This window comes from Acinetobacter sp. AOR01_HL, from assembly GCF_027855455.1.
Lineage (GTDB): Bacteria > Pseudomonadota > Gammaproteobacteria > Pseudomonadales > Moraxellaceae > Acinetobacter > Acinetobacter baumannii.
Map to the genome: position 1 here is coordinate 95,600 of NZ_JAKTIM010000041.1, position 22,631 is coordinate 118,230.

At 38.7% G+C, this 22,631-nt stretch carries 18 protein-coding genes and 1 tRNA gene; 8 read left to right on the forward strand and 11 right to left on the reverse strand.

Annotation, left to right across the window (positions count from 1 at the left end; genetic code table 11):
- Positions 1–14: 14 nt before the first annotated feature.
- Positions 15–90: transfer RNA gene (locus tag MKL62_RS13020), tRNA-Glu, on the forward strand.
- A 184-nt stretch (positions 91–274) separates the two neighbouring features.
- A complete protein-coding gene (locus MKL62_RS13025; protein WP_005129272.1) occupies positions 275–2,389 on the forward strand; it encodes a TonB-dependent siderophore receptor in 2,115 nt (704 codons plus the stop codon).
- Positions 2,390–2,447: 58 nt separating this feature from the next.
- On the opposite strand, the gene MKL62_RS13030 is transcribed toward MKL62_RS13025, so the two are convergent.
- From MKL62_RS13030 to MKL62_RS13055, 6 genes are all read right to left on the reverse strand, one after another.
- Positions 2,448–3,692, reverse strand: coding sequence for an NADH:flavin oxidoreductase/NADH oxidase family protein (locus tag MKL62_RS13030; RefSeq protein WP_005129274.1), 1,245 nt, complete (start codon positions 3,690–3,692; stop codon positions 2,448–2,450).
- A gap of 185 nt (positions 3,693–3,877) precedes the next feature.
- Positions 3,878–5,467 carry an ABC transporter ATP-binding protein gene (locus MKL62_RS13035; protein WP_030423633.1) on the reverse strand — a complete coding sequence of 530 codons (1,590 nt, stop codon included), beginning with the start codon at positions 5,465–5,467 and terminating at the stop codon, positions 3,878–3,880.
- Positions 5,445–6,455 carry an ABC transporter permease gene (locus MKL62_RS13040; RefSeq protein WP_000008513.1) on the reverse strand — a complete coding sequence of 337 codons (1,011 nt, stop codon included), beginning with the start codon at positions 6,453–6,455 and terminating at the stop codon, positions 5,445–5,447. The genes MKL62_RS13035 and MKL62_RS13040 overlap by 23 nt, the downstream gene beginning before the upstream one ends.
- The gene (gene yejB / locus MKL62_RS13045) at positions 6,455–7,507 is read right to left on the reverse strand and encodes a microcin C ABC transporter permease YejB (RefSeq protein ID WP_005129279.1); all 1,053 of its coding nucleotides are present in this window, start codon (positions 7,505–7,507) and stop codon (positions 6,455–6,457) included. The genes MKL62_RS13040 and yejB overlap by 1 nt, the downstream gene beginning before the upstream one ends.
- 29 nt (positions 7,508–7,536) lie before the next feature.
- On the reverse strand, positions 7,537–9,372 hold the full coding sequence (locus tag MKL62_RS13050; RefSeq protein WP_005129281.1) for an extracellular solute-binding protein: 1,836 nt from the start codon (positions 9,370–9,372) through the stop codon (positions 7,537–7,539).
- Between the two features lie 15 nt (positions 9,373–9,387).
- Positions 9,388–12,603 (reverse strand): lytic transglycosylase, encoded by a 3,216-nt coding sequence (locus tag MKL62_RS13055; RefSeq protein WP_005129283.1) that lies wholly within the window; start codon positions 12,601–12,603, stop codon positions 9,388–9,390.
- 232 nt (positions 12,604–12,835) lie between these two features.
- On the opposite strand from MKL62_RS13055, the gene dnaQ reads away from it, so the two are divergent.
- The 3 genes from dnaQ (at position 12,836) to nudC (ending at position 16,736) form a co-directional block, all read left to right on the forward strand.
- Positions 12,836–14,215 (forward strand): DNA polymerase III subunit epsilon, encoded by a 1,380-nt coding sequence (gene dnaQ, locus MKL62_RS13060; RefSeq protein WP_005129285.1) that lies wholly within the window; start codon positions 12,836–12,838, stop codon positions 14,213–14,215.
- A 134-nt stretch (positions 14,216–14,349) separates the two neighbouring features.
- Entirely contained in the window at positions 14,350–15,993 is a 1,644-nt protein-coding gene (locus MKL62_RS13065; protein WP_005129286.1) for a hypothetical protein, read from the forward strand.
- A complete protein-coding gene (nudC, locus tag MKL62_RS13070; protein ID WP_001292948.1) occupies positions 15,993–16,736 on the forward strand; it encodes an NAD(+) diphosphatase in 744 nt (247 codons plus the stop codon). The genes MKL62_RS13065 and nudC overlap by 1 nt, the downstream gene beginning before the upstream one ends.
- A 22-nt stretch (positions 16,737–16,758) precedes the next feature.
- Here the strand turns inward: nudC and MKL62_RS13075 are convergent, their stop codons facing one another.
- The 3 genes from MKL62_RS13075 to MKL62_RS13085 all read right to left on the reverse strand — a co-directional run bounded on the left by MKL62_RS13075 (position 16,759) and on the right by MKL62_RS13085 (position 18,815).
- Positions 16,759–17,622 (reverse strand): alpha/beta hydrolase, encoded by an 864-nt coding sequence (locus tag MKL62_RS13075; RefSeq protein ID WP_001048902.1) that lies wholly within the window; start codon positions 17,620–17,622, stop codon positions 16,759–16,761.
- Positions 17,623–17,625: 3 nt separating this feature from the next.
- Entirely contained in the window at positions 17,626–18,333 is a 708-nt protein-coding gene (locus tag MKL62_RS13080; protein ID WP_000919363.1) for a BON domain-containing protein, read from the reverse strand.
- A gap of 80 nt (positions 18,334–18,413) precedes the next feature.
- On the reverse strand, positions 18,414–18,815 hold the full coding sequence (locus tag MKL62_RS13085) for a YraN family protein (RefSeq protein WP_000959396.1): 402 nt from the start codon (positions 18,813–18,815) through the stop codon (positions 18,414–18,416).
- A 193-nt stretch (positions 18,816–19,008) separates the two neighbouring features.
- Between MKL62_RS13085 and rsmI the strand changes: the two genes are divergently transcribed.
- Together rsmI and MKL62_RS13095 are read left to right on the forward strand one after the other, a co-directional pair.
- On the forward strand, positions 19,009–19,845 hold the full coding sequence (rsmI, locus tag MKL62_RS13090; RefSeq protein WP_001275992.1) for a 16S rRNA (cytidine(1402)-2'-O)-methyltransferase: 837 nt from the start codon (positions 19,009–19,011) through the stop codon (positions 19,843–19,845).
- A gap of 93 nt (positions 19,846–19,938) precedes the next feature.
- Complete coding sequence (locus MKL62_RS13095) at positions 19,939–20,325, forward strand: hypothetical protein (RefSeq protein WP_005129287.1); 387 nt, start codon at positions 19,939–19,941, stop codon at positions 20,323–20,325.
- Positions 20,326–20,327: 2 nt separating this feature from the next.
- Here the strand turns inward: MKL62_RS13095 and MKL62_RS13100 are convergent, their stop codons facing one another.
- A complete protein-coding gene (locus MKL62_RS13100) occupies positions 20,328–21,218 on the reverse strand; it encodes a LysR family transcriptional regulator ArgP (RefSeq protein ID WP_000887357.1) in 891 nt (296 codons plus the stop codon).
- A 107-nt stretch (positions 21,219–21,325) separates the two neighbouring features.
- Between MKL62_RS13100 and MKL62_RS13105 the strand changes: the two genes are divergently transcribed.
- Complete coding sequence (locus MKL62_RS13105) at positions 21,326–21,928, forward strand: LysE/ArgO family amino acid transporter (protein ID WP_031945831.1); 603 nt, start codon at positions 21,326–21,328, stop codon at positions 21,926–21,928.
- Positions 21,929–21,985: 57 nt separating this feature from the next.
- Here the strand turns inward: MKL62_RS13105 and MKL62_RS13110 are convergent, their stop codons facing one another.
- The gene (locus tag MKL62_RS13110; RefSeq protein ID WP_000896581.1) at positions 21,986–22,627 is read right to left on the reverse strand and encodes a cation efflux transmembrane domain-containing protein; all 642 of its coding nucleotides are present in this window, start codon (positions 22,625–22,627) and stop codon (positions 21,986–21,988) included.
- Positions 22,628–22,631: the final 4 nt, after the last annotated feature.

A 22,631-nucleotide genomic window follows, 5' to 3' on the forward strand; every position in this document is an offset into this window, starting at 1 on the left:
CCGCCATCCTCAACGTCCCTATCGTCTAGAGGCCTAGGACATCGCCCTTTCACGGCGGTAACCGGGGTTCGAATCCCCGTAGGGACGCCATATTCTCTTCATATAAAATTTTTCTCTCTAAGTTCTGTCTTCTTATTCTTTTTATATTTTTTCTTTATTTCTAAATAAAATACACTTGTGCAAATATATCACTGATCCAGTATTTCCTTTACATCGTTTTACAATATAATAATTCTTATTTTTATACTGATATTTATTATCAAAAAGGTTTTAAATGGATCTTAAGCTTCGCCTTCTCTCCCTGAGTATTGCACAACTATGCTGTATTCCAGCTACTTTTGCAGACACGAACAACTCTTCAACTACTCTTGCAACTATCAAAATTAAAGCCCAACAGGCATCTGACCAGACTTATAAAGTGGATAGTTCCAGTAGTGCTACGCGTAGTGAAATTGCATTACAAGATACCCCGCAATCTGTGAGCGTGGTAACCCAAAAAGTAATTGAAGATATTGGTGCAACTCGCTTAGTTGAAGCACTTGATTTAGCTGGTGGCGTGACTCGTGCTAATAACTTTGGTGGTCAAGGTTTAACTGGTTTTAACGTGCGCGGGTTTACCAGTGGTGAGTTTTATCGAAACGGGTTTCCAATTAACCGTGGCTATCCAAATGCGCCGGATAGCAACACAATTGAACGTGTAGACGTTTTACGTGGCTCCTCTTCTAGCTTATATGGACGTGGTGACCCAGGTGGTACGTTTAACTTAATTTCTAAAACACCAAAGTCTGAGCAACAAACCACTTTAGGGGCACAGCTCAGTAGTGAAGGTTTATATCGCACTACTGTCGATACAACAGGTACTATCCCAAATGCAGAAAATATTGGTTATCGTCTAAATGTGATTGCAGAAGGCGGTGATAGTTACCGTGACCATGTCGAATCTAAACGTTATGGCATTGCTCCCGTCATCCAATGGCAAGCTACTGATGCCACCAAAGTTACTTTTGAAGCCGATATTTTAAGAAACCAACATCCACTCGACCGTGGCCATACACGTTATCCAACACAGAAATCTTTTAATAGCTCACCAGAAACCTATTTATGGGAAACGGGTAAATACTACAATCGACTCTACAATGATAACAATATGACTCAATTACGAGTTGAACATGACCTTGGGAATGACTGGAAGCTAAATGCTGGCGTGCAATATTTAAATGGCAAATTGCATGGCTATGCAGTAGAAGCAAATGGCATTCAAAATGACGGAGAAACATTAGGGCGAAATTACAATTATCGCGAATTAAAATGGCAAGATACCGATGCCCAAATTAACCTTACAGGCAATTTCCAGCTTTTAGGTTTAGCACATACTTTAGTGACTGGGCTTGAATATGAAAATTATGATTATAAGTCGTACATTATTCGCTCAAGCGAAGATATCGGTAGCTATTCTATTAATATTTATAATCCGGTTTTAGGGCAACCACTACCTGAACTTAATACAGTTACTACACATGACCGCGAAAACTTAAAAACAACGGCCCTTTTTGTACAAGACCAACTCGAATTAAATGAACGTTTAAGTGCACTATTAGGTTTACGTTTTGAGCACTATGAACATGATTATCAGGATTTGCGACCGGGTAAACCCAATTGGAACACTAGTCATGATGCATTTATTCCACGTTTAGGTTTAGTTTATAAAGCAAGTGATGACCTTTCACTCTATGGCAATGCTGCAAAATCTTTTAAACCAAATACTGGCGCCAGCCGTAACGGAGAAGGTTTTGATCCTGAAGAAGGTACGGCTTACGAGTTAGGTTTTAAATGGCAAGCACTTGATAATATGTTATCAATTGATTCCGCTATTTTTTACGCTAATAAAGAAAATGTCTTAACACTAGACCCTGTTGATTCAGCTTATAAAGTCGCTGCTGGCGAAGTTCGTAGCCGTGGCATTGAGTTAAATATTGCTGGTCAAATTACACCAGCTTGGAAAATTATTGGTGGATATGCTTATACAGATGCGGAAGTAACTAAAGACAATACTTTGCAAAAAGGAACAGCTCTAGCCAATATTCCAAAGAATAGTTTTAATCTTTTAAATATCTATGAATTTCAGGATGGTCCTTTACAAGGCTTAGGTCTAGGCATCAATCAAAAATATATTGATAAACGTGCAGGTCAGACAGCCAATAGTACCTATATCATGAAAGGTTATGCAGTTACAGATTTGGTTTCTTATTATCAGGCGACACCAAAACTTCGTCTTAACTTAGATGTGAAGAACATTTTTGATAAAGTTTATGATGAAAGTGCTTTCAATTTATATGCTTATCCGGGTGAATCACGTACCGTTCAATTAGGTATGAGCTATACGTTCTAAATTGAGTATAAAGGTACTATTTCATCCTTAGAAATAGTACCTTTACTTTAAGAAATTTTTACGCTGACTTACGTGAATTCACGCGTCCTTGAACAACAGCCTTAATATTACCCTTGGCATAATTTAAAAACACAATTAAAGGTGACAGTTTAGGATTTGGCTTTTTACCCTGCCCAATGGCTTTAAATTGTGCTGCATACCAAATGATTTCCATAATCGCCATTTTATCGACAAAAGGTAAACCTGTTTTAATCGGTTTTACTGCATAACGAACGTCTTGGCCTGCAATTAAACGGTCTGTTAAATCTGTTTCAACTGCAAGTGGACGAGCAATACCAATAAAGTCACACGCACCGCTCGCTAGCGCAGCATTCATGCCTTCCACTGTACGGAAGCCACCTGTCACCATAAGCTTACATTTAACATGCTGACGGATTTTTTCAGCAAAATCTAGAAAGTATGCTTCACGTGCAATAGTACTTGCCTTACGTTTATCAGCTTTGGCACCAGCCATTGCAGGTGCTTCGTAAGTTCCACCTGAGATTTCAATTAAATCGATCCCAGCTTCATCAACTGCTTTAAATACCGAAATCACATCTTCTTCGCTAATACCGCCGCGTTGGAAGTCAGCAGAGTTAAGCTTAACGGAAATAATAAAATTCTCTGAAGTTGCTTCACGTACCGCTTTATAAACTTCTAGTAAAAAGCGAGTACGGTTTTCAACTGAGCCTCCCCACTGGTCTGTACGTTTATTGGTTAATGGTGATAAAAACTGGCTAATTAAATAGCCATGTGCACCATGTAACTGTACCCCTTCAAAACCCGCCTTTTCACAAATACGAGCAGCGTTCGCAAAACGTTTAATAATATCCAAAATTTCTTCATGCGTAAGAGCACGTGGAGTACCAAACATAGTCGCTAAAGCTGGGCTAAAAGGAACTGCCGAAGGTGCAACTGTTTCTTTATTTAGGCCCTTTGGACACTGACGACCAGGGTGAGACAATTGGATAAGTTGTACCATCCCATATTGTTTACCGACTGCTGCCCATTCTTTTAAACGCTCTAGGTCACGCTCGGTTTCAATCACCACTACCCCAGGTTCGTTTTTGGCCTCTACATTGACCATAACATTTCCAGTAATCGCACAGCCCAAACCACCTTTGGCCCATGCACTATACAAGCCTAAATGTAAGTCATTCGGCTGGCCTTCATAGTTTGCAAGTGCCTCACTCATTGCACCTTTAATAATCCGGTTTTTAAATGTGGTATTTCGAATTGTGATTGGTTGTGCAATCTGGCTCATGGTTAACCTCTTTTAATATTTTAGAGCAATTACTCTAATTTAGATGAGTTATAGGTCATGTCAAGGGAAAATCGATAACTGACAATAGCACATGTCAAATTTAAAAAATATAAAAAAATGCAACTTTTTGCATTAAAAATTTAAATAAAATTTATCTTTATAAAACATAATTTTATTAAATAAATTTAACAACTTGTCGCAATTAATTGCTTGGTATATTCAGTTTTTGGGGCATTAAACAACTGCTCAGTCAACTGATATTCCATAACTTTTGCATGTCTTAATACCATCACTTTATGACACAGTGCTTTGACCACATTTAAATCATGGCTAATAAAAATATAGCTCAAGTGCTCTGTTTGTTGTAAACGTCGTAATAATTGAATCATCGCTTTTTGCGTGGATCGGTCTAAGGCAGACGTTGGTTCATCTAAAATTAAAAGTTTAGGTCGAACTACTAAAGCTCTCGCTAAAGCAACACGTTGTCGTTGCCCACCAGAAAGTTCATGTGGATAGCGATGTTGAAAGCCCTCTGCCAACTCAACTTTTATCAAAGCTGATTCAACTTGCTGTTTAATTTCTTTATCAGTTATCGCTTTGACTTTTAACCCTTCAGCAATAATCTGCCCTACCGTCATACGTGGGTTTAGACTACCAAATGGATCTTGGAAAACAATCTGTAAGTCTGACCTGATCTTGCGTAAAGCTTTTTGTTCTAAGTGGTTTATATCTTGCCCTAGAAAGTTAATCTGTCCCTCACTTTTAATTAATCGAACCAGAGCCAAAGCCAATGAAGATTTTCCGGATCCACTTTCACCAACCACACCCAATGCTTCGCCTTGAGCAAGCTCAAAATTTATATTTTCGACCGCATTGGTATAATCCTGAATTCGGTTAAAGAAACCACGTCGTATTGGATATTTAACATTGAGTTGTTGAACAGATAAAATTTTATGACTGGTTGAACGTTGCTCAGCGAAACCAAGATCATGATCTAATAATTGCTGAGTATAAATTGAAGCAGGATTTTTAAAGATCTGCTGAAGCTTACCTTGCTCTACAACTTGTCCTTTATGTAATACAATCAGTTCATCAGTATAACGGCGTACCAAATTTAAATCATGGCTAATTAAAATCAATGCCATACCATATTTGCTTTGCAAAGATTTTAATAATTCTAAAATTTGCGTCTGTAAAATCACATCAAGCGCGGTAGTTGGTTCATCTGCAATTAAAATTTTAGGTTGAAGAGCTAGCGCAGCTGCAATCATGACCCGCTGTTTTTGTCCACCTGAAAGCTCATGCGGATAACGTTTTAAAATGTACTCTGGATTAGCGATTCCTACATCTTTTAATAATTGAATTACCTGCTGCTGAGCTTTCGATTTTGATCTACCTTGTAAAATAAAATTTTCACCGACAATTTTTTCAACCCGATGTAATGGGTTTAAAGCTGTAGAAGGCTCCTGAAAAATCATGGCAATATGATGGCCACGTAAATAAGTTCTAGTCTTTTCGTCTATTTCTAAAATATTTTTTGAATCAATAATAATACGACCAGATGTTTTTAATTTTTCTGGTAATAATCCCATCATCGCCAAGCAGCTTATTGTTTTACCTGAACCACTTTCACCTACAATTGCAAGCGTATCACCAGCTTGTAAGTGTAAATTGAGACCTTCCAATAAAATCTGATCTTGCGTAGAGATTGAAAGGTTTTCTATTTTTAGCAAGGTAGCATCTTCACTTAAGTTATTTTCTTGGGTCAAATACATCGCGTGCAGCCTCCCCAATATAAATTAATAATGACAACACAAAAGCAAGGCTAAAAAATCCTGATAAAGCCAACCAAGGTGCATCCAAGTTATTTTTACCTTGTAGCAATAATTCACCTAAAGAAGCTGCATCTGGTGGTAAGCCATAGCCCAAAAAATCAAGTGCGGTTAAAGCAATAATATTAGTGGTCAAAATAAAAGGTAACTGCGATAGGCTAGAACTTATGGCATTTGGCAAAATGTGCTTAAAGATAATTGCTCTATCAGTTACACCTAAAGCCTGAGCCGCACGCACATAGTCAAGTTGACGCGCTTTTAAAAATTCGGCACGGACAATTCCCACAAGTACAGTCCAGCTAAAGAACAGCATAATAAAAAATAGCCAATATACATTTGGGGTAAACATGCTGACCAAAATCATGACCATAAAGAGCATGGGTAACCCATTCCAGACTTCTACCAGTCGCTGCCCCAACAAATCAACCCAGCCACCATAGTAGCCTTGTATAGCGCCCACAAAAATGCCAAGTAGTGCTGCACAACCTGTTAAAGCCAACCCAAAAAGTAATGAGACTCTAAGCCCATAGAGAATACGTGCAAGCACGTCTCGCCCTTGGTCATCTGTCCCTAACCAGTTGTGCTTAGAAGGTGGCGATGGCACAGGTACAGCCAAGTCTAAATTAGGAGTCTGGTAAGAAAATCTTATGAGGGGCCAAATAGTCCAGCCTTTATGATTAATGAGTTCTTGTACAGCGGGATCTTTATAATCTGCTTCTGTTTCAAACACGCCACCAAAAGTGGTTTCGGGATATGTTTTAAAGATAGGCAAATAATAAGCGTCCTCATATTTCACCAACAATGGTTTGTCGTTAGCAATGAGCTCAGCAGCTAACGACATCATCAAAATGAGACTAAACAAAACAAAGCTTGCCCAACCTAATTTATGTTGCCTAAACTTTTGCAGCCGTGACCGCACAATAAAAGACATTATTTGCCTCCTTGTGTGTCAAAGTGAATACGCGGATCAATCCATTGATACAGTACATCGCAAATAAGACGTAAAAGCAGGCTAAACAGCGTGAAGAAAAACAATACGCCAAAAATAACCGGATAGTCTCGCTGAACAATTGCTTCAAAGCCCAACAATCCTACACCGTCTAGGTGAAAAATAATTTCAATAAAAAGATTTCCCACAAAGAAAATGCCTGCTAAAGCCTCAGGCAATCCAGCAAGAACCACTAGAATGGCATTACGGAATGCATGTTTATATAAGACTTGCTGGCTATTTAAACCTTTTGCATAAGCTGCCAAGACATAAGGTTTATTGAGTTCTTCTAAAAATGAATATTTGGTTAAATAAGTTAAGCTCGCAAAACCACCTAAGATCATGGTAATAAGCGGCAACGTCATGTGCCATAAATAGTCCGTAATTTTTCCGAACCAACTCAATTGATAAAAATTATCTGACACTAGGTTTTGTAATGGAAACCACTGAAAATATGAACCGCCAGCAAAAAAGACAATAAGCAGTATACCAAAGACAAAGCTGGGTACTGCATAACCCACCACTAGCAATAAAGAAGTGGAACGATCAAACCATGTACCTTGTTGTTTGGCTTTTTTAATACCGAGCGGAATTGAAATAAGATAAATCAGCAAAGTGCTCCATAGCCCAAGTGAAATTGACACAGGCATTTTTTCCCAGAGCAGCTCAACCACTGATTTATCTTTAAAAAAGCTTTGTCCAAAGTCTAAAGTCAAATAGCCTTTTAACATCAGTAAAAAACGTTCTACTGGAGGATGGTCAAACCCGTATTGGGCTTTAATTTGCTCGACCATTTCGGGGCTTAAACCTTTAGCACCTTGATAGTACATTTCAGTGCCTAATATACGCCCTGCTCCTAAGCCACTTTCTACTTCATGAATTGCCTGTTCAACTGGTCCACCCGGTGCAATTTGCACGACCACAAAGTTGATCAATAAAATAATGAACAACGTTGGAATCATTAAAAGAAGTCGCTTTAGAATATATGAACCCATATAACAGGATTTCCTTTAGGTACGTGCTTTTATTGTTGATGTAAATATTGAGCAACTTTCTTAGCTTGGTTTGCATTACTCCACCAATACTCTATACCGGCAGAGAGCACAGGTTTCACTTTAGGCTGCTGATACATATTCCAGTACGCATACCAATAATCCCCTTTTCCATAAGTCGGGATCTGGTAATATCCTGCACGAAGCAATCGGTCAAGAACATGAGTATAAGTGATTTGCTGTTCACGGTCTTTGGCAGTGACCAGTTTTGAAATCACCTCATCAATTACGGGATTACGAATACCAGCGTAGTTATAGTTGCCATTTTGAACTGCTGCTGCACTTCCCCAGAACTGAGCCTGTTCATTGCCCGGGTTTAAAGATTGCGGCAAATTCATCGTAGTCATGTCAAAGTCATAACGGCGTGTACGTTCTAAATATTGCGGCGCATCAACCTGCCGTAAATTAATATTAATTCCTAATTTTTTTAAATTTCTTACAAATGGCATCAGTGTTCTTTGTTTGCCATCTTGCTGAATGAGAAACTCAATTTGTACAGGTTTGCCTTCGGGCGTATATAACTGCCCTTCTTTAATTTTATAACCCGCTTGAATCAACAACTGTCTAGCAATTAATAAATTTTGCCGGTTAAAACCACTGGCATCTGAGGCTGGATATTTCCAATCAGCCAAAACAGCTTTTTGCATGATTGGAGAAAGCTTTGGCAAAAGAGGCTTTAATATGGCCAGCTCATTATTTGAAGGTCGACCTGTCGCTGCCAAATCACTATTTTCAAAATAACTTTGTAGTCTTTGATATTGTCCGTAAAACAAAGCTTTATTTTGCCATTCAAAATCATAGGCATAAGTCAAAGCTTGTCTAAAACGGATGTCATTGAAAGGTTTGCGCCGTGTGTTAAAAACATAACTCTCGGTTGCAATGGGGTTATGATGTCTAAATTTATATTGCGTTACCAAACCTGCTTTTACAGCCGGAAAATGATAGTCAGTGACCCATTTTTTAGGATTAGTTTCTTCATGCAAGGTATATTGCCCAGATTTAAAACCTTCGAATGCAATATCCCAATTTCGGTAATAAACATACTTTAAATGATCGAAGTTATAGCGCCCTTTATTAATAGGTAAGTCTTTTGCCCAATAATTTGGATTACGTTTATAACTAATACTCCGACCTGCATCAATTTTCTCAACAACGTAAGGCCCTGAACCTATAATCGGTTGCAAGCTAATACGGGTAAAATCGCGTTTCTGCCAATCTACTTTTGAGTAAATCGGTAAACTCGCCACAACAAATGGCATTTTAGTATTATGGCTGGACTTAAAAGTGAATTTAACTTGATGTGGGTTTATCACTTCTGTTTTCGCTAAGTCTGCAAGATACATTTGTAGACCAAAATTAGATTTGGTTTGATAGGTATCAAAGCTAAATTTCACATCTTCAGCTGTTACGGGCAGTCCATTACTAAATCGAGCTTTTGGGTTTAAATAAAAAGTAACTGACTGGGTTTTTATAGGATCATACGAAACTTTTTCTGCCAGAAGTGGATATAACACGCCCACTTCATCAAGTGACTGGGTCATTAAGGTATCAAAAAGATAATTTACCCCTTCTGTCGCATTTCCCTTACCATTCATACTGTTTAAGTTATCAAATGTCCCTTGCGCAGCCTGACTCAATACTCCGCCTTTAGGTGCATTCGGGTTGGCATAAGGCATAGCAGCCATTGCCAGATATTTAGGCTTAGAATGAATTGCGATATACGGCGTGGTTTGCTGAGCAGAGAATATAACTTGCGAAAAAACACTGAGCCCGACTAGCAGGCTCAGTTGAGAATATAACTTTTGCATAAAGTACTAATTATTCTATAAATTAGGCACTTTAATGATATCGCCAATACGCAATTGAGTCGACGGTGTTAGGTTGTTGAGTTCCGCCAGTAAAGTGGTTTCTAAACCATATTTACTCGCAAGACCAATTAAGGTATCACCACGTTTGACTTTGTATTCCACTACAGTTTTTGGAATCACAATATTTTGTCCACGCTGTAAATTGGCATTTGCTTTTAATGCATTCATTTCAGCAAGTTCACGAACTGAAATACCCGCACGACTCGCAATAGCATTTAACGACTCACCAGCTTTAACCGTGTACTTTTCAGTATTTTTTCCTGCAACTACAGCTTTTGGAGACGATTTTGCCGTATCCGTTTTAGCTGTTTCTACTGTTGGTAAATCACCTGTTAATTTTAAGCGTTGACCAACACGAACATTACTGTTGCGAGACAAACCGTTCAATGCAGCAAGGTAATCTAACTGTAAATGATAGCGATTGGCGATATTTCCTAAGCTATCACCAGATTTAACTGTGTAGGTCTCTGGCGTTTCTTCTTTGGTATTTTTAGCCGAAACTTTGCTAGTTGTTTCAACTTCACCAGTTAATTTTAAACGCTGACCAGCACGAAGGCCTGCAGTACGTGACAAGCCATTCAAATCCGCCAAATAACTGGTTTGTAAGTTATATTTAGCTGCAATTGCATTTAAGCTATCGCCTGACTGCACAACATATTGGTCAGGAACTGATGCACCAGCCGGAACTTTTAGAGTTTGTCCCAGTTGGACATGACTGTTGGCTTTTAAGTTGTTCAGTTCAGCAAGCTCAGCTAGGCTAATTTTAGATTTGGTCGCAATGCTTGATAATGTATCGCCACGCTGCACTTTATAACTTTCAGTTTTATATGATGGACCTGCTGCAAGCTTTTCATATTTACCAGAAGCCTTGCTGACATCAACTTCATCAACAGTGATTTCTTTTGCAGGTACATTAATTTTTTGGCCTACAATTAAATTACTACCAGCTGATAACCCCGGTGTTAGGTCAGCCAACTCTTGATTAGATAATGCATAACGGTCTGCAATTAATTTCAAATATTCGCCGCGTTTAACCGTATAACTCTTTGTTGCAATACGACGTGTACTTGCTTGAATTGCCTTTGGCTCTACTTTAGCAGCACGATTACCTTTAGGTTCTTTTAACTGTAATTTTTGCCCTACAAACAAGCCATCTGTTACAGACAAATCGTTATATTCAGCTAGCTGTTTCACTGACAAATTAAATTGATTTGCCACTCCTGTTAAACTGTCATTTGCTTGAACAACATAGACATCAGGTTTAGCTGCCGATTTTGCCGTAGTTTCCACCTCTTGAGGCTTAGCATCATAGAGATATAGACTGGTTCCTACAAATAAAGTCTTTTCTGGGTCAATCTGGTTCCATTTAGCTACATCACGCCAGTTCACACCATTCTTCATGGCAATAACTGCTAAAGTATCGCCAGGCTGTACTGTATAAGTACTACGCTTACCTTTAGGTTGTACAACCACAACATCTGTATCAGTCTTAATATAAGGCTTATCTTTATTGCGCTGAGCATCTTCAGAGTTTGCAAGAGTTGCATCTTCAGCTAAAGTTTTTGGATAAGCAAAACCTTTACTTACTTCTTTACCTTGCTGCTCAGCAACAGATTGGCTGGTCTGAATTGCGGTTAACTTAATTTTGCCATCATACGGATCGACAATTTCTGTACCCTGAGGAGCAAGTGCTTTTAACTCGGCAACAACTTGGTCTTTTTCAGCTTGAGTAGCTTGAGGCTCTAAAGCTTGATCAACTGTTTCCTTTTCCCCTTCAGCACGCACTGCCGCTAAAATTTTCTCGCGTTCAGTTGCTGAAATTGGTGGTTCCGTTCTCACAGGTTTGATATTTGCAGCCGGAGTGACAGCAACAGGAATACGTGGTGCACTTGGTACATCAGCTGACGCTGCAAAAGCAGCTAGCGCATCAGAACCACGAGGTGTTGCAGTTTTTACCGTTACCGAGCTGCTACTTGTTTTAGCAGGTGTCGATGGTCTTACTGGCTGAGCTGGAGTTGATGGAGTAGTTCTAACTGTGACTGAAGTTGAAGTCGTTGTGGTCGGTTTAGACGGCGAAGTAACACTTGCCCACCAGCCTGAACTTCCACCTGCTTTCATTCCTTTTAACTTGTTATCCACTGAAGGACTTATATCAGCTGGAATCAAAATACGCATTGGACTTGCAGGGTCTACTGTTTCACCACGATAGCCTGGGTTTAATGCATATAACTCAGCACGGCTAAGACCCGTCACCGACGCGATTTCATTTAAAGATAATGGTGCAGATAAGGTAACTTCACGGAAATGGGGCCTATTTGCAATCGGCGGTAACGAAACCCCATAAGCGCGTGGGTTTTTAATAATTTGAGCGACAGCCAAGAAACGCGGAACATAGTTCATGGTTTCTTGCGGTAATTTTAGTGACCAATAGTCTGTTGGCAAACCAGCAGCCTGATTTCGGTTAATCGCTTGTTGAATACGACCCGGACCAGCGTTATAAGCAGCCAAAGCTAATTCCCATGAACCGAACTGGTTATATAAGCTTCCTAAAAACTCATAGGCAGCACGAGTAGATTCCACAACATCACGGCGTCCGTCGTACATACCCGTTTGTTGTAAACCATAAATACGACCAGTACTAGGAATAAATTGCCATAAACCCGCCGCCGCCGCACTACTTGTTGCAGCTGGGTCATATGAACTTTCAATCACTGGTAATAACGCAAGTTCGGTTGGAAGACCACGGCGTTCTGCTTCTTTAACAGTATGATATAAATAACGACTTGCGCGAGCACTTAAGCGGTCAAGGTAGGGCTGACGTGAGATAAACCAACTACGCTGCGCTTCAATACGTGGATCCCAATGATTGAGGTCCATTTTGAAGCCTACAGCCATACGCTTCCAGACATCACCGTGTTTTAAAATAAGTAAACGGTCGCCCTCTACAGCACGCATATCTGTTGCTGAAAGTAAGTCTTCTAAAGAGTCCAGACTGCTTGCATCAAGATAGCCTGCTCCACTCACCTGTTTTGTTTTCGAGGTTTTTGCAGATTGCGGAGTCGAAGAACAGCCTGTTGTAATACCCAACGCAGCTAAAGCAGAGCTAAGGACTGTAATTTTGAATAATGATGCTGCAGATGGCTGCCACACAAATGTGGTTGGTTTATACATAAAAACTTCCAAACAACTCGCGTAATATTTCTTGGGGTCTGCCCACAAACCCTAGGTCTTCGATGCCATTGTAGTAAAGCATGCAAGATAGACAAGGCAATAATTTAATGTCATTTGCATGGAAATGTTACAAGAAATTAAAAAAAGCTTGCTTTGTAACGATGGAACCGAACTTTTTGCGTATACAATACACCAAATTCAGCTCTTTTTCTTTCAGTTTAGGTTTCGATTTATGTCTCAAACAATCACACTGTATGTTGATGGTGCATGTCGTGGCAATCCGGGTTTAGGCGGTTGGGGTGCATATGTCATTACCGAACAGGGTGAACATAAATTATTTGGCGGTGAACCCGACACAACAAATAACCGTATGGAACTTACTGCGGCTATTGAAGGAATTTCTTTTTGCCCTCCTGATGCTCAATTAATTGTCTGGACAGACTCAAATTATGTGAAGCAAGGTATTACAGAATGGATTCATGGTTGGAAAAAGAAAAACTGGAAAGATGTTAAAAATCCTGACCTATGGCAAAAACTCGATGCCGTTTGTGCGGGTAGAAATATTGAATGGAACTGGATTAAAGGCCATGCAGGACATGCAGGTAATGAAATGGCTGACCAACTTGCGAATTTAGGTGCAGACAAAACTGCTCAAGAACTTAAGCAACCACAGTCAGCCACTGTATCGCAAGATATAAAAAAGCCTGAACAAGACTGGTTACTAGACGATCCTTTCGGATTCGATCTGGTTGAAACAACCGAAGATGAAACGGTCACTTTAGAGCAGACACAAGAAGTTGAGATGATTGTTGTGGATGAAGAAATGAAAGTAGTTGAGGCTGTAGAACAAGAAGAACAACAGCAAAATACCAATATTCATTCACAAATTGTGATGACTGAAGCCAAGCTTAAATTACAAGGCCCAAGACAACTCATACTCGATACGGAAACAACCGGTTTCTATTTCCAAGATGGTGACCGCATTATTGAAGTCGGTGCCATCGAAATGATTAACCGTAAGCTTACGGGCAGTTCGATTCACATTTATATTAATCCTGAAAAACCAGTGGGTGACTCTGTTCAAGTCCACGGTATTACTGATGAGTTTTTGGTCGACAAACCAAAATATGCAGAAATTGCAGATACCTTATTTGAATACCTAAAAGGCGCAGAAATTATTGCCCATAACGCAACCTTCGATATGAACTTCTTAGATATGGAGTTTAAACGTGTTGGGTTACCTGCTCTTTCAGAAGTTTGTGAAGTTACCGATACTTTAGCTTTAGCGAAAAATAAGCATCCTGGGCAGAAAAACTCACTTGATGCCTTAGTTAGACGTTATGAAATTCCAGCGCGTGACCGTACTTTCCACGGCGCATTACTCGATGCTGAAATTCTTTCTGATGTTTACTTGGCAATGACAGGTGGTCAAGTTTCCTTTGATATGGATGCCCTATCACAAAGTGAAAGTGACCAGCAAAAAACGACTAAAGCTAGAGTTCAAATTGAATTACCTGTTATTTACCCTTCAGATGAAGAGCTAAACATACATGAGACTTGGGTCAAAGAATTTGAGAAAAAACATGGAGAACCTTGCCTTTTTGCAAAATAAATTTTTGATTCTCTAATGTTTTTTTAGTTTCCCCTTTTGCAAGTTAAGTTATATTAGTCGTATAGATTTTTAGCTCAAACTATTGAGCCATGACGAATATAACAATTGATTTTTTTTGCAAAGGGGAATTTTTTATGTCTGAGCATAATTCGATTCAATTTGATCCAACAGCGTTACTCATCATTAAAAATGAAATTGATAATTCAATAAAACTGGTGGAAGGCGCTGTAAGTACCTTAATTGAAGAACAGGCTCTCCCTTTTGGTATTGATGATGCATTAGAACAATTTAAACAATGTACTCAAGTCTTACGTCTCATTGATATTCCATATTTGGCAAAAATCACTCAATATTCAACCGAGTTGATGCAAAAGATTATGGCGAATCCAGAGCGCATCAATACCGATGACGTTGTTGCTTTAAGTGAAGGCACAACCATGGTTAAACGTTATATTGAATTCATCTGTTTACGTGAAGTCGAAGTACCTCAGTTTCTTTTAGACACCTTAAATAATTTAGAAAAAGCTTTAAATAAGCCACTAACCTCTTCTGGACAACAGATTGCGTCAAAGCTTTCAACAGTTTCACTTGAGTTACCGTTACCCGAAGTGCTTATTAATGAAAGAACTCAGTTTATCCATCAGCTTTATAAATTATCACTACATCAATTTTTAAATAAAACTGAAAGTGCTCGAGACTTTCAAGCATTTAAACTGATTGGCAGTTATTTAGTGAGCATGGCTCAAGGTCAACCAAGCCAGCAATACTGGCAATTGGTGAACTCTGCCTTTAGTCATATTGATGAACTTGTTTTAAATGATGCTCGCCTACGTGTGTTCATTAACCTTGAAAATGCCATAAGTTTATTTTTAGCCTCACCTGAAGGCTTTGAAGCAAACTTAACTACTCTAGCAGATATCATGAGTATCGTGATTGGACAAGAAGACCAACTTGCGCAGCAAATCCGTAGTCAGTTAAACATTGGTCATGAGTTCCTTACCGACACTCAACTCAAAGCGCTGAGCCAACACTTGTATGGTCCAGACTTTGATACCATGCAAACGGTAAGTCAATTAATCTTAAGCGAAATGAACAAAGTTCGTAATGATATTGAATATAACTACCAAAACATGTCACCAGAAAAAGCTCATCAACTACAAAGCAATCTTATGCAGCTTGCTCATACTTTTAAATTACTCAACTTAAACGAGGCTGCTTCAGAGCTTTCTCAACAAGCCAGCAGTTTAAGCCAAATCAATATATTGAGTAATGAAAACTATGCTCAGCAGTTGATGAAAAGCATTTTATCTGCCATGAATGCCATTGGTATTTTGGTGCGCCATTATTCATCTAACCGTCTACAAATTCGTGTGAACAATACCAATATCTCTCTAGATCGTTTAGATGAAGCACATCAGACATTATTGAATGAGACCAAAAATTTAATCGATTTTGTATGCCAAAGTTTGACTCTCTATGCCAACGATCAAACTCAAAATATTGAAGCAATTGCAGGCTCTTTAAAAGAGTTGGCTGGCGCGGCTGAATTTTTAGGAAGTACAGTTCAACAAAATGCTTTACTTGAAACTGCCAAGTTTGTACAACAGCAAATCGATCAAAATCAGCCTTTCAATCATGATCAGGTTCACTGTATTTTTAATGTTTTAGCTGGGCTAGATATGTTAGTTGACAATTTAAAAAATAAACAGCCTGTTCTACAATCCATGTTTGATGTAGCATTGCTAAGTAGTCAACAACTTCAAAAAAAGGCAGCTTAATGTCTGAGTTATCACTTGCTTATATTTTTCATCATCAACAATTATTGGTTGACCAAAACCTTCAATTACCTAAAGTCGAAAAGTTAGCAAGTGATCTGCTTTTCACTCATGATGAACAGGTCATTGCACGTGACCTGTTGAGTGAAGAAGCCATTCCGGAAGGACTGCAACTCGTTCCAATTCGTCAACTTATTTCCAACTGGTCAAAAGAACAATTTTTACAGGCAAGTCGTGCTGTACAGTTGCTCGAATGGCGACGTAATCACAAGTTTTGTAGTCACTGTGGGCATGCTACCGAAGTACACCCTACAGAATATGCTATGGTATGCCCTTCTTGTCGCTACCACCAATATCCGCGTGTAAACCCATGTATTATCACCATCATTACTAAAGGCGATGATGAAATTTTATTGGCAAAATCTATTCACAATAAAACCAATATGTATGGCTTGATCGCAGGATTTGTAGAAGTTGGGGAAACGCTTGAGGAAGCTGTTCAGCGCGAAGCTTTAGAAGAAGTGGGACTTAAACTCAAAAATATCCAATATATGTCAAGCCAACCTTGGCCTTTTCCAAGCAATCTCATGATTGCATTTAGAGCTGAATATGAGTCAGGTGAAATTTCTTTGCAAGAAGATGAAATTGCCGATGCACAATTCTTTAAATTTGATCAGTTACCTGAAATTCCATTTAAAGGCAGTATTGCACATGCAATGATTACGCAGATTACTCAAGCGAAGTAATCTGCGCTCTCGAACTGATGTTTTAAAATACTTCATCCAGAAAGTGCAAAATGGTCCGTTTAGTTCGGAAGTAATGACTTACAAAACTCGATAAACTAGCCAAAATTGTAATATGACCTGTTTTAGGAATCACAGCGATATGACTGTGATTTCCGCTTTGTCTAAGTGCCTGATCAAGATCAAAGGTATTTTCTTTTTTTACAAGCTGATCATTTTCAGCCATGAGCAGATAATGCTTAATATGATTTTGATTTACAAAATAATATGGCATCACTTCTTTATAAGAAATGCTTTGATCAAAAGCATCTTCGGCAAGCGGATCACCTTTATAATCAAAATGATAAGGACCTGCCAAACCAAAAATTGCTTTAATATTACCTAAACACTGAATTGTATTTGGTTTTGGGTGATAAACAGCAGACATCACATTAAATGCACCTGCCGAATGTCCCATAAGCACAATATTCTCTGTCGAGATTTCCAATTTTTCTTGGTTCTGGTGTAAATAGTTTAACGCTTGTGTTAAGTCATCGACATAACTTGGAAAAATATTCTTTGGTGCGAGCTGATAGTTAATGACAGCAACGTCATAACCTTCTTTCGTAAACGCTTCACCTATAAATAAATAGTCTCGTTTATTACCATGTTGCCAAGCACCACCATGTACAAAAACAATGAGTGGTCGATGAGCTAAGCGCTTAGTAGAACGATAAATATCTAGACGATGGCGAGGCTTTAAGCCATAACGCACATTTAAAACCTGCTCAAAACCATCTTTTGGTGTAAAACGGTTTAAAGCAAAGCTCCCCAAATCATACAGACGGAACTCTTTATAAAGAGTTCTCGCCTGCTCAATTTTGCTTTGTAATTGTTCAATCAGGTTCATATTTTATTGTGCAGAAGATGCTGGATCTGTTTGGTCCGGATCAATTGCAACAGGAGTTTGAACTGTTGGTTGAGCAAGAACGTTATTAATTACTGGTGTAGTTGTTGCACTGGCAGTACTCGCTGCCGGAGCAGGCGCTAAATCAATATTATCAATGAGCGTTACAATCTTAGTCACGTTACCGACATTTTGAAGCACATTGTTTAAGTCATTAATTTCAGCTGTGTTTAAACGACCCATCACATATAAAACACCATCTTCGGTATGGACCAGTACTTTACTGTCCGATACTACTGGCGCTTTCATTAATAAAGCACGTGTATTTGCAGTTACCCCAGCATCTTGCATAATCGTGTTATAGCTTACTTTGTTACCCACCGTAATATAGTTATGTACGGCTTTCACATCACTCATGGCCTTAACGTTGTCTTCTGCCAACTGTTTTAAGTATGGGTCCGGCACCTGTCCAGTTAACAATACTGTGCTATGGAAGCTTTCGATGTTAATACGAGATTGTTTAAAACGCTGATCAAGCTTATAGAGGTTAATATTCGCTGTACGCTTAATTGAAGAATCAATAAATACTTGGCCTAAGCTACGTACACCACTATCTGTTCCAACTGGAGCTGTACCTGTTCCACCAGAAATAAAACTTGCGCAACCTGACAAACTTGCGACACAAAGCGCTGTTACAGCAATACGTTTCAACACTCCACCAGACTCCTATCAATCTCTTCTTGGCTTGATCATAAAACATCGGTCTTTAATTTGCTCAAAAGAGTAATGAACTCTTAATCCAAAGTAAATGCATTTTCGATCCATTGCAGATCATAATGGAATTTCGAAAAGTCTTGCTGTACTGTTTTTGCAATTTTCTGTGGAAAATCAAAACAAATCACATCAAAACGACAATAAAAATCCTGATAAGATGGGTAGCGCTGTAAAAACCTCATCGCCGTCTTAATTATTTTTTTCTGTTTACTCAAGGTCACCATTTCACAAGCTTGACCATAATTTCCCTGCCCTCGCGCTTTTACCTCAACAAAAATCAATTCGTTACCGCGTTTTACAATCAGATCGACCTCTCCACGGCGTGAATGATAATTACTGGCGACCCATTCATAATTTTGTTCTTTTAAAAGTTTTAGTGCTGTTTGTTCCGCCCATTGGCCCAACTGCTGTGCAACTAACATAATTTTTTTGTTTCCCCAATTAAAAATGTAAATACTGTTAATGCCGGTTCTATACCTTTTTATTTTTGAATTGAACAAATCAAAAGCAGATGTTTCGAAAAATAAAAAGCCTACTGACATTGTTCACGCCAAAAACATAATTTCGGGTACACTAACCCATTAAAATTGTTTATCTGTACGGAGTAAAAACCAAATGAGTGCTCAGTTATTTGTTGTAGCCACCCCAATCGGGCACTTAGATGATATGACTTTCCGTGCAATTGATATCTTAAAATCAGTTTCTGTTGTTGCTGCCGAAGATACACGCCAATCAGCTCAATTATTCAAACACTATAATATATCTACCCCACTTACCGCATGCCACGACCATAATGAAAGCAACAAAATTGAGCAGTTAGTTCAAAAGCTACTTGCTGGTGAAAATATTGCTTTGATTAGTGATGCAGGCACACCACTTATTAGTGACCCTGGGTTTAAACTGGTTCGTGCTGCTCAAGAAAATGGTATTAGGGTTGTACCTGTACCGGGTGCATGTGCTGCAATTGCTGCTTTAAGTGCTGTAGGTCTACCAAGTGACCGTTTTAGTTTTGAAGGCTTTTTACCATCAAAGGCTTCTCAACGTATTTCGCAACTCGAAAAGCTTAAAAATGAAACTCAAACCTTAATTTTCTATGAAGCGCCACATCGTATTTTAGAATGCGTAAAAAATATGGCTGAAGTATTTGGTGAAAACCGCCCTGTAGGCTTCGCGCGTGAAATTACCAAAACATTTGAAACAATCAAAAAAATGACCTTAAAAGATTTGGTTAGTTTTATTGAAAATGACCATAACCAAGAAAAAGGTGAAATTGTTCTTGTAGTTGGCGGTGCACCAGAAAAAACCGATCTGGAACAAGAAAAACTAGATGAACTTTTAAAGCGCTTACTTCAAGATTTATCAGTTAAAGCAGCATCTCAACTGGCTGCTGATTTAACGGGTATTAAGAAAAAAGTCGCTTATCAACGTGCGCTTGAGTTAACACAATCTTAATTTATTAACTAAACGGTGATGACCAACGCCTATGTCATCACCTCGCATAAATTTTGCATAATAATATTAAAGATAAAAAATAAGAGTATTGATATGACTGAATCACTTGGAAAACTTGGCCCGCATGAAGGACAAGAACTAGAATTATTACTTTCAGGCAAAAAACCTATCGCTTATTTTTATGAGTTATTACCCATTGAATTTATAAAGCCTCTTGAACAAGGGTCTTTATCTATGATCAGTAAAGACATTGAAACTTCTCTGTCTCTCCCCTTTTCAATTATGTTGATCTATAAAGATGCGTCTTTAGCAGATTTGAATGAACTCATGTTATGTATTGAAAGGTCATTAAAAGCAACTCAACTTGAAGAGCGCCTAGAACTCGACCGTAGAATCGGACAACTTTTAGGTTACTCAGTACAAGATATAGAGTTTTATATTCAACACATTTTAAATCGTCATTTAAAAACTAAGATCTAAAATTATCTTAATATCTGTTTTGCTGATTCAACAATGGTCTCAGTCAGTACATCAAGTTGCTTAGACTGTCTTTTCCAGTGATGCCAATATAAAGGAACATCAAGTTGAGCCTCAGGCATAATATCAACAAGTGTTCCATTTTCGAGTAATGGTTGAACCTGAAGCTCAGGCACCATGCCATAACCTAAACCTAGTTGAATTGCTTTAACGAAAGCATCTGTTGCCGGAATAAAACTATAAGGATAACTCTGCATTGGTAAACCGTATCCTTTTAATAAAACCTCTGAATGCATTAAATCTTTATGGTTAAAAATAACCGCCGGTGTTTTTCTTAAAACTTCTCGGTTAATTCCACCACTAAACCACCGATTTACAAACTCGGCCGATGCCAGCATTTTATAGCGCATTTTACCAAGAGGCTGAGCTAAACAGCCTGCCATCACCTGCTCTTCTGCTGTGATACATGCATTGACCTGCCCTGTTTCTAGCAAAGTATGCGTGTGTGATTGATCATCAATTTTTAGCTCTAACACTATTTTTTCTTTAAAAAGTGTTTGCTGAATACTGGGTAAAAGCCAAGTTGCTAATGAGTCTGCATTTGAAGCCAACGCAATTTTATAAAATTCTGAGTCGGATGATTTGCCCATTAAGCCTTGTAATAGATTTTGCTCCATTAGCCTTGTATGACGTAAATGCTGGAGTAAGGTTTGCCCTGCTTGTGTAAGTACACAAGGACGGCCACGTATAATTAAAATCTGACCTAAATATTTTTCTAGCGCTTGTACACGTAGTGATACAGCAGAGGGAGTTATACATAAGTGCTCTCCTGCCGCATCAAAACTCCCGACTTCTGCAACCGCCAGAAAAGCTTCACACTGCTTACTATCTAACATACAAAACCTAAATTATTTTTAGCCAAACCTAAATATTCTTAATTTTACTTATTTCTTAATAAAAAGTCAGATAATTCCCCCATCTGATTTGTTTCTGCTTAATGGTTATGCTTTCTCTGAGTGTGTTTTTTAAAGGTTTAGGTATTGGTAGCGGCCTAATTGTAGCAATTGGTGCCCAAAATGCTTTTGTTCTAAAGCAAGGGCTTAAACAGCAATATGTATTTTGGCTATGTTTAATTTGTGCCCTGTCCGATTCAATTTTAATCGCCTGTGGTGTATTAGGTTTTGCCGAAATTATGACAGCATCACCCATCTTAATCACAGTCGCTAAATATTTAGGGGCAACGTTCTTATTCGTCTACGGTGCAAAAGCCTTCTATGCCGTGTTTAAAACTAACCAAGGCATGGAGCTTGATAGCAGCCAAAAGCAGACTTTAACCCAAGCACTTATAACCTGTCTTGCCTTTACTTGGCTGAATCCACATGTTTATTTAGATACCATTGTACTGATTGGTTCGGTTGCGACACAGCTAGAAGATAAAATCAGTTTTGCCTTAGGTAGCATTCTTGCCTCTTGGATCTTCTTTTTCAGTCTAGGCTATGGTGCAAGATTTCTAAAACCATTATTTATCAATCCAAAAGCTTGGAAAATTTTAGATTTCATGATTGGTTGCGTTATGTGGAGTATCGCAATATCACTTCTCATCTAATGCATTCAAAAACAAAAAAGTACCATGTAAGCATGGTACTTTTTTATGCAATCAAGATTAAGCTTCTGAACCCAACATTAACTTTGATTGTTTTCTTTCTTGTAATGATTGCTTAATCACAGCGTAACCCGAAGATACACCTAAATATGCAATAACAAAGGCTACGAATAAATCCGGAAATATAGTGCCTGTTCCAAACACGCCTACAGCAGCCAAAACAACAGCAATGTTAGCGATAGAGTCATTTCGACTACACAACCAGACAGAGCGCATATTGGCATCGCCATCGCGGTATGCATAAAGCATTAAAGCAACAGAAACGTTAGCAATTAAAGCGATTACCCCAATTGTCCCCATGACCATCGGTTCAGGTGAAACGCCATGAAAAAATGACCAAACGACTTTTGCAATAACGAAGAACCCAAAAGCGGCCATCGTTATACCCTTAACAAGTGCTGCGGTTGCACGCCAGTAAAGGCTCATCGAAAGCACGACTAAAGACAGAGCATAATTTGCAGCATCTCCAGCAAAATCTAATGCATCTGCCCATAATGAAACAGATTGGGCTTTATAACCGCCGACTATTTCAACGACAAACATGAGTGCATTAATTACAAGAGCAATCCATAAGGCTTTTCTAAAGCGCGGGCTTGCTTTCTTTGTAGGAGAGCAGGTTGAAGCACATCCACATCCAGCCATTTTA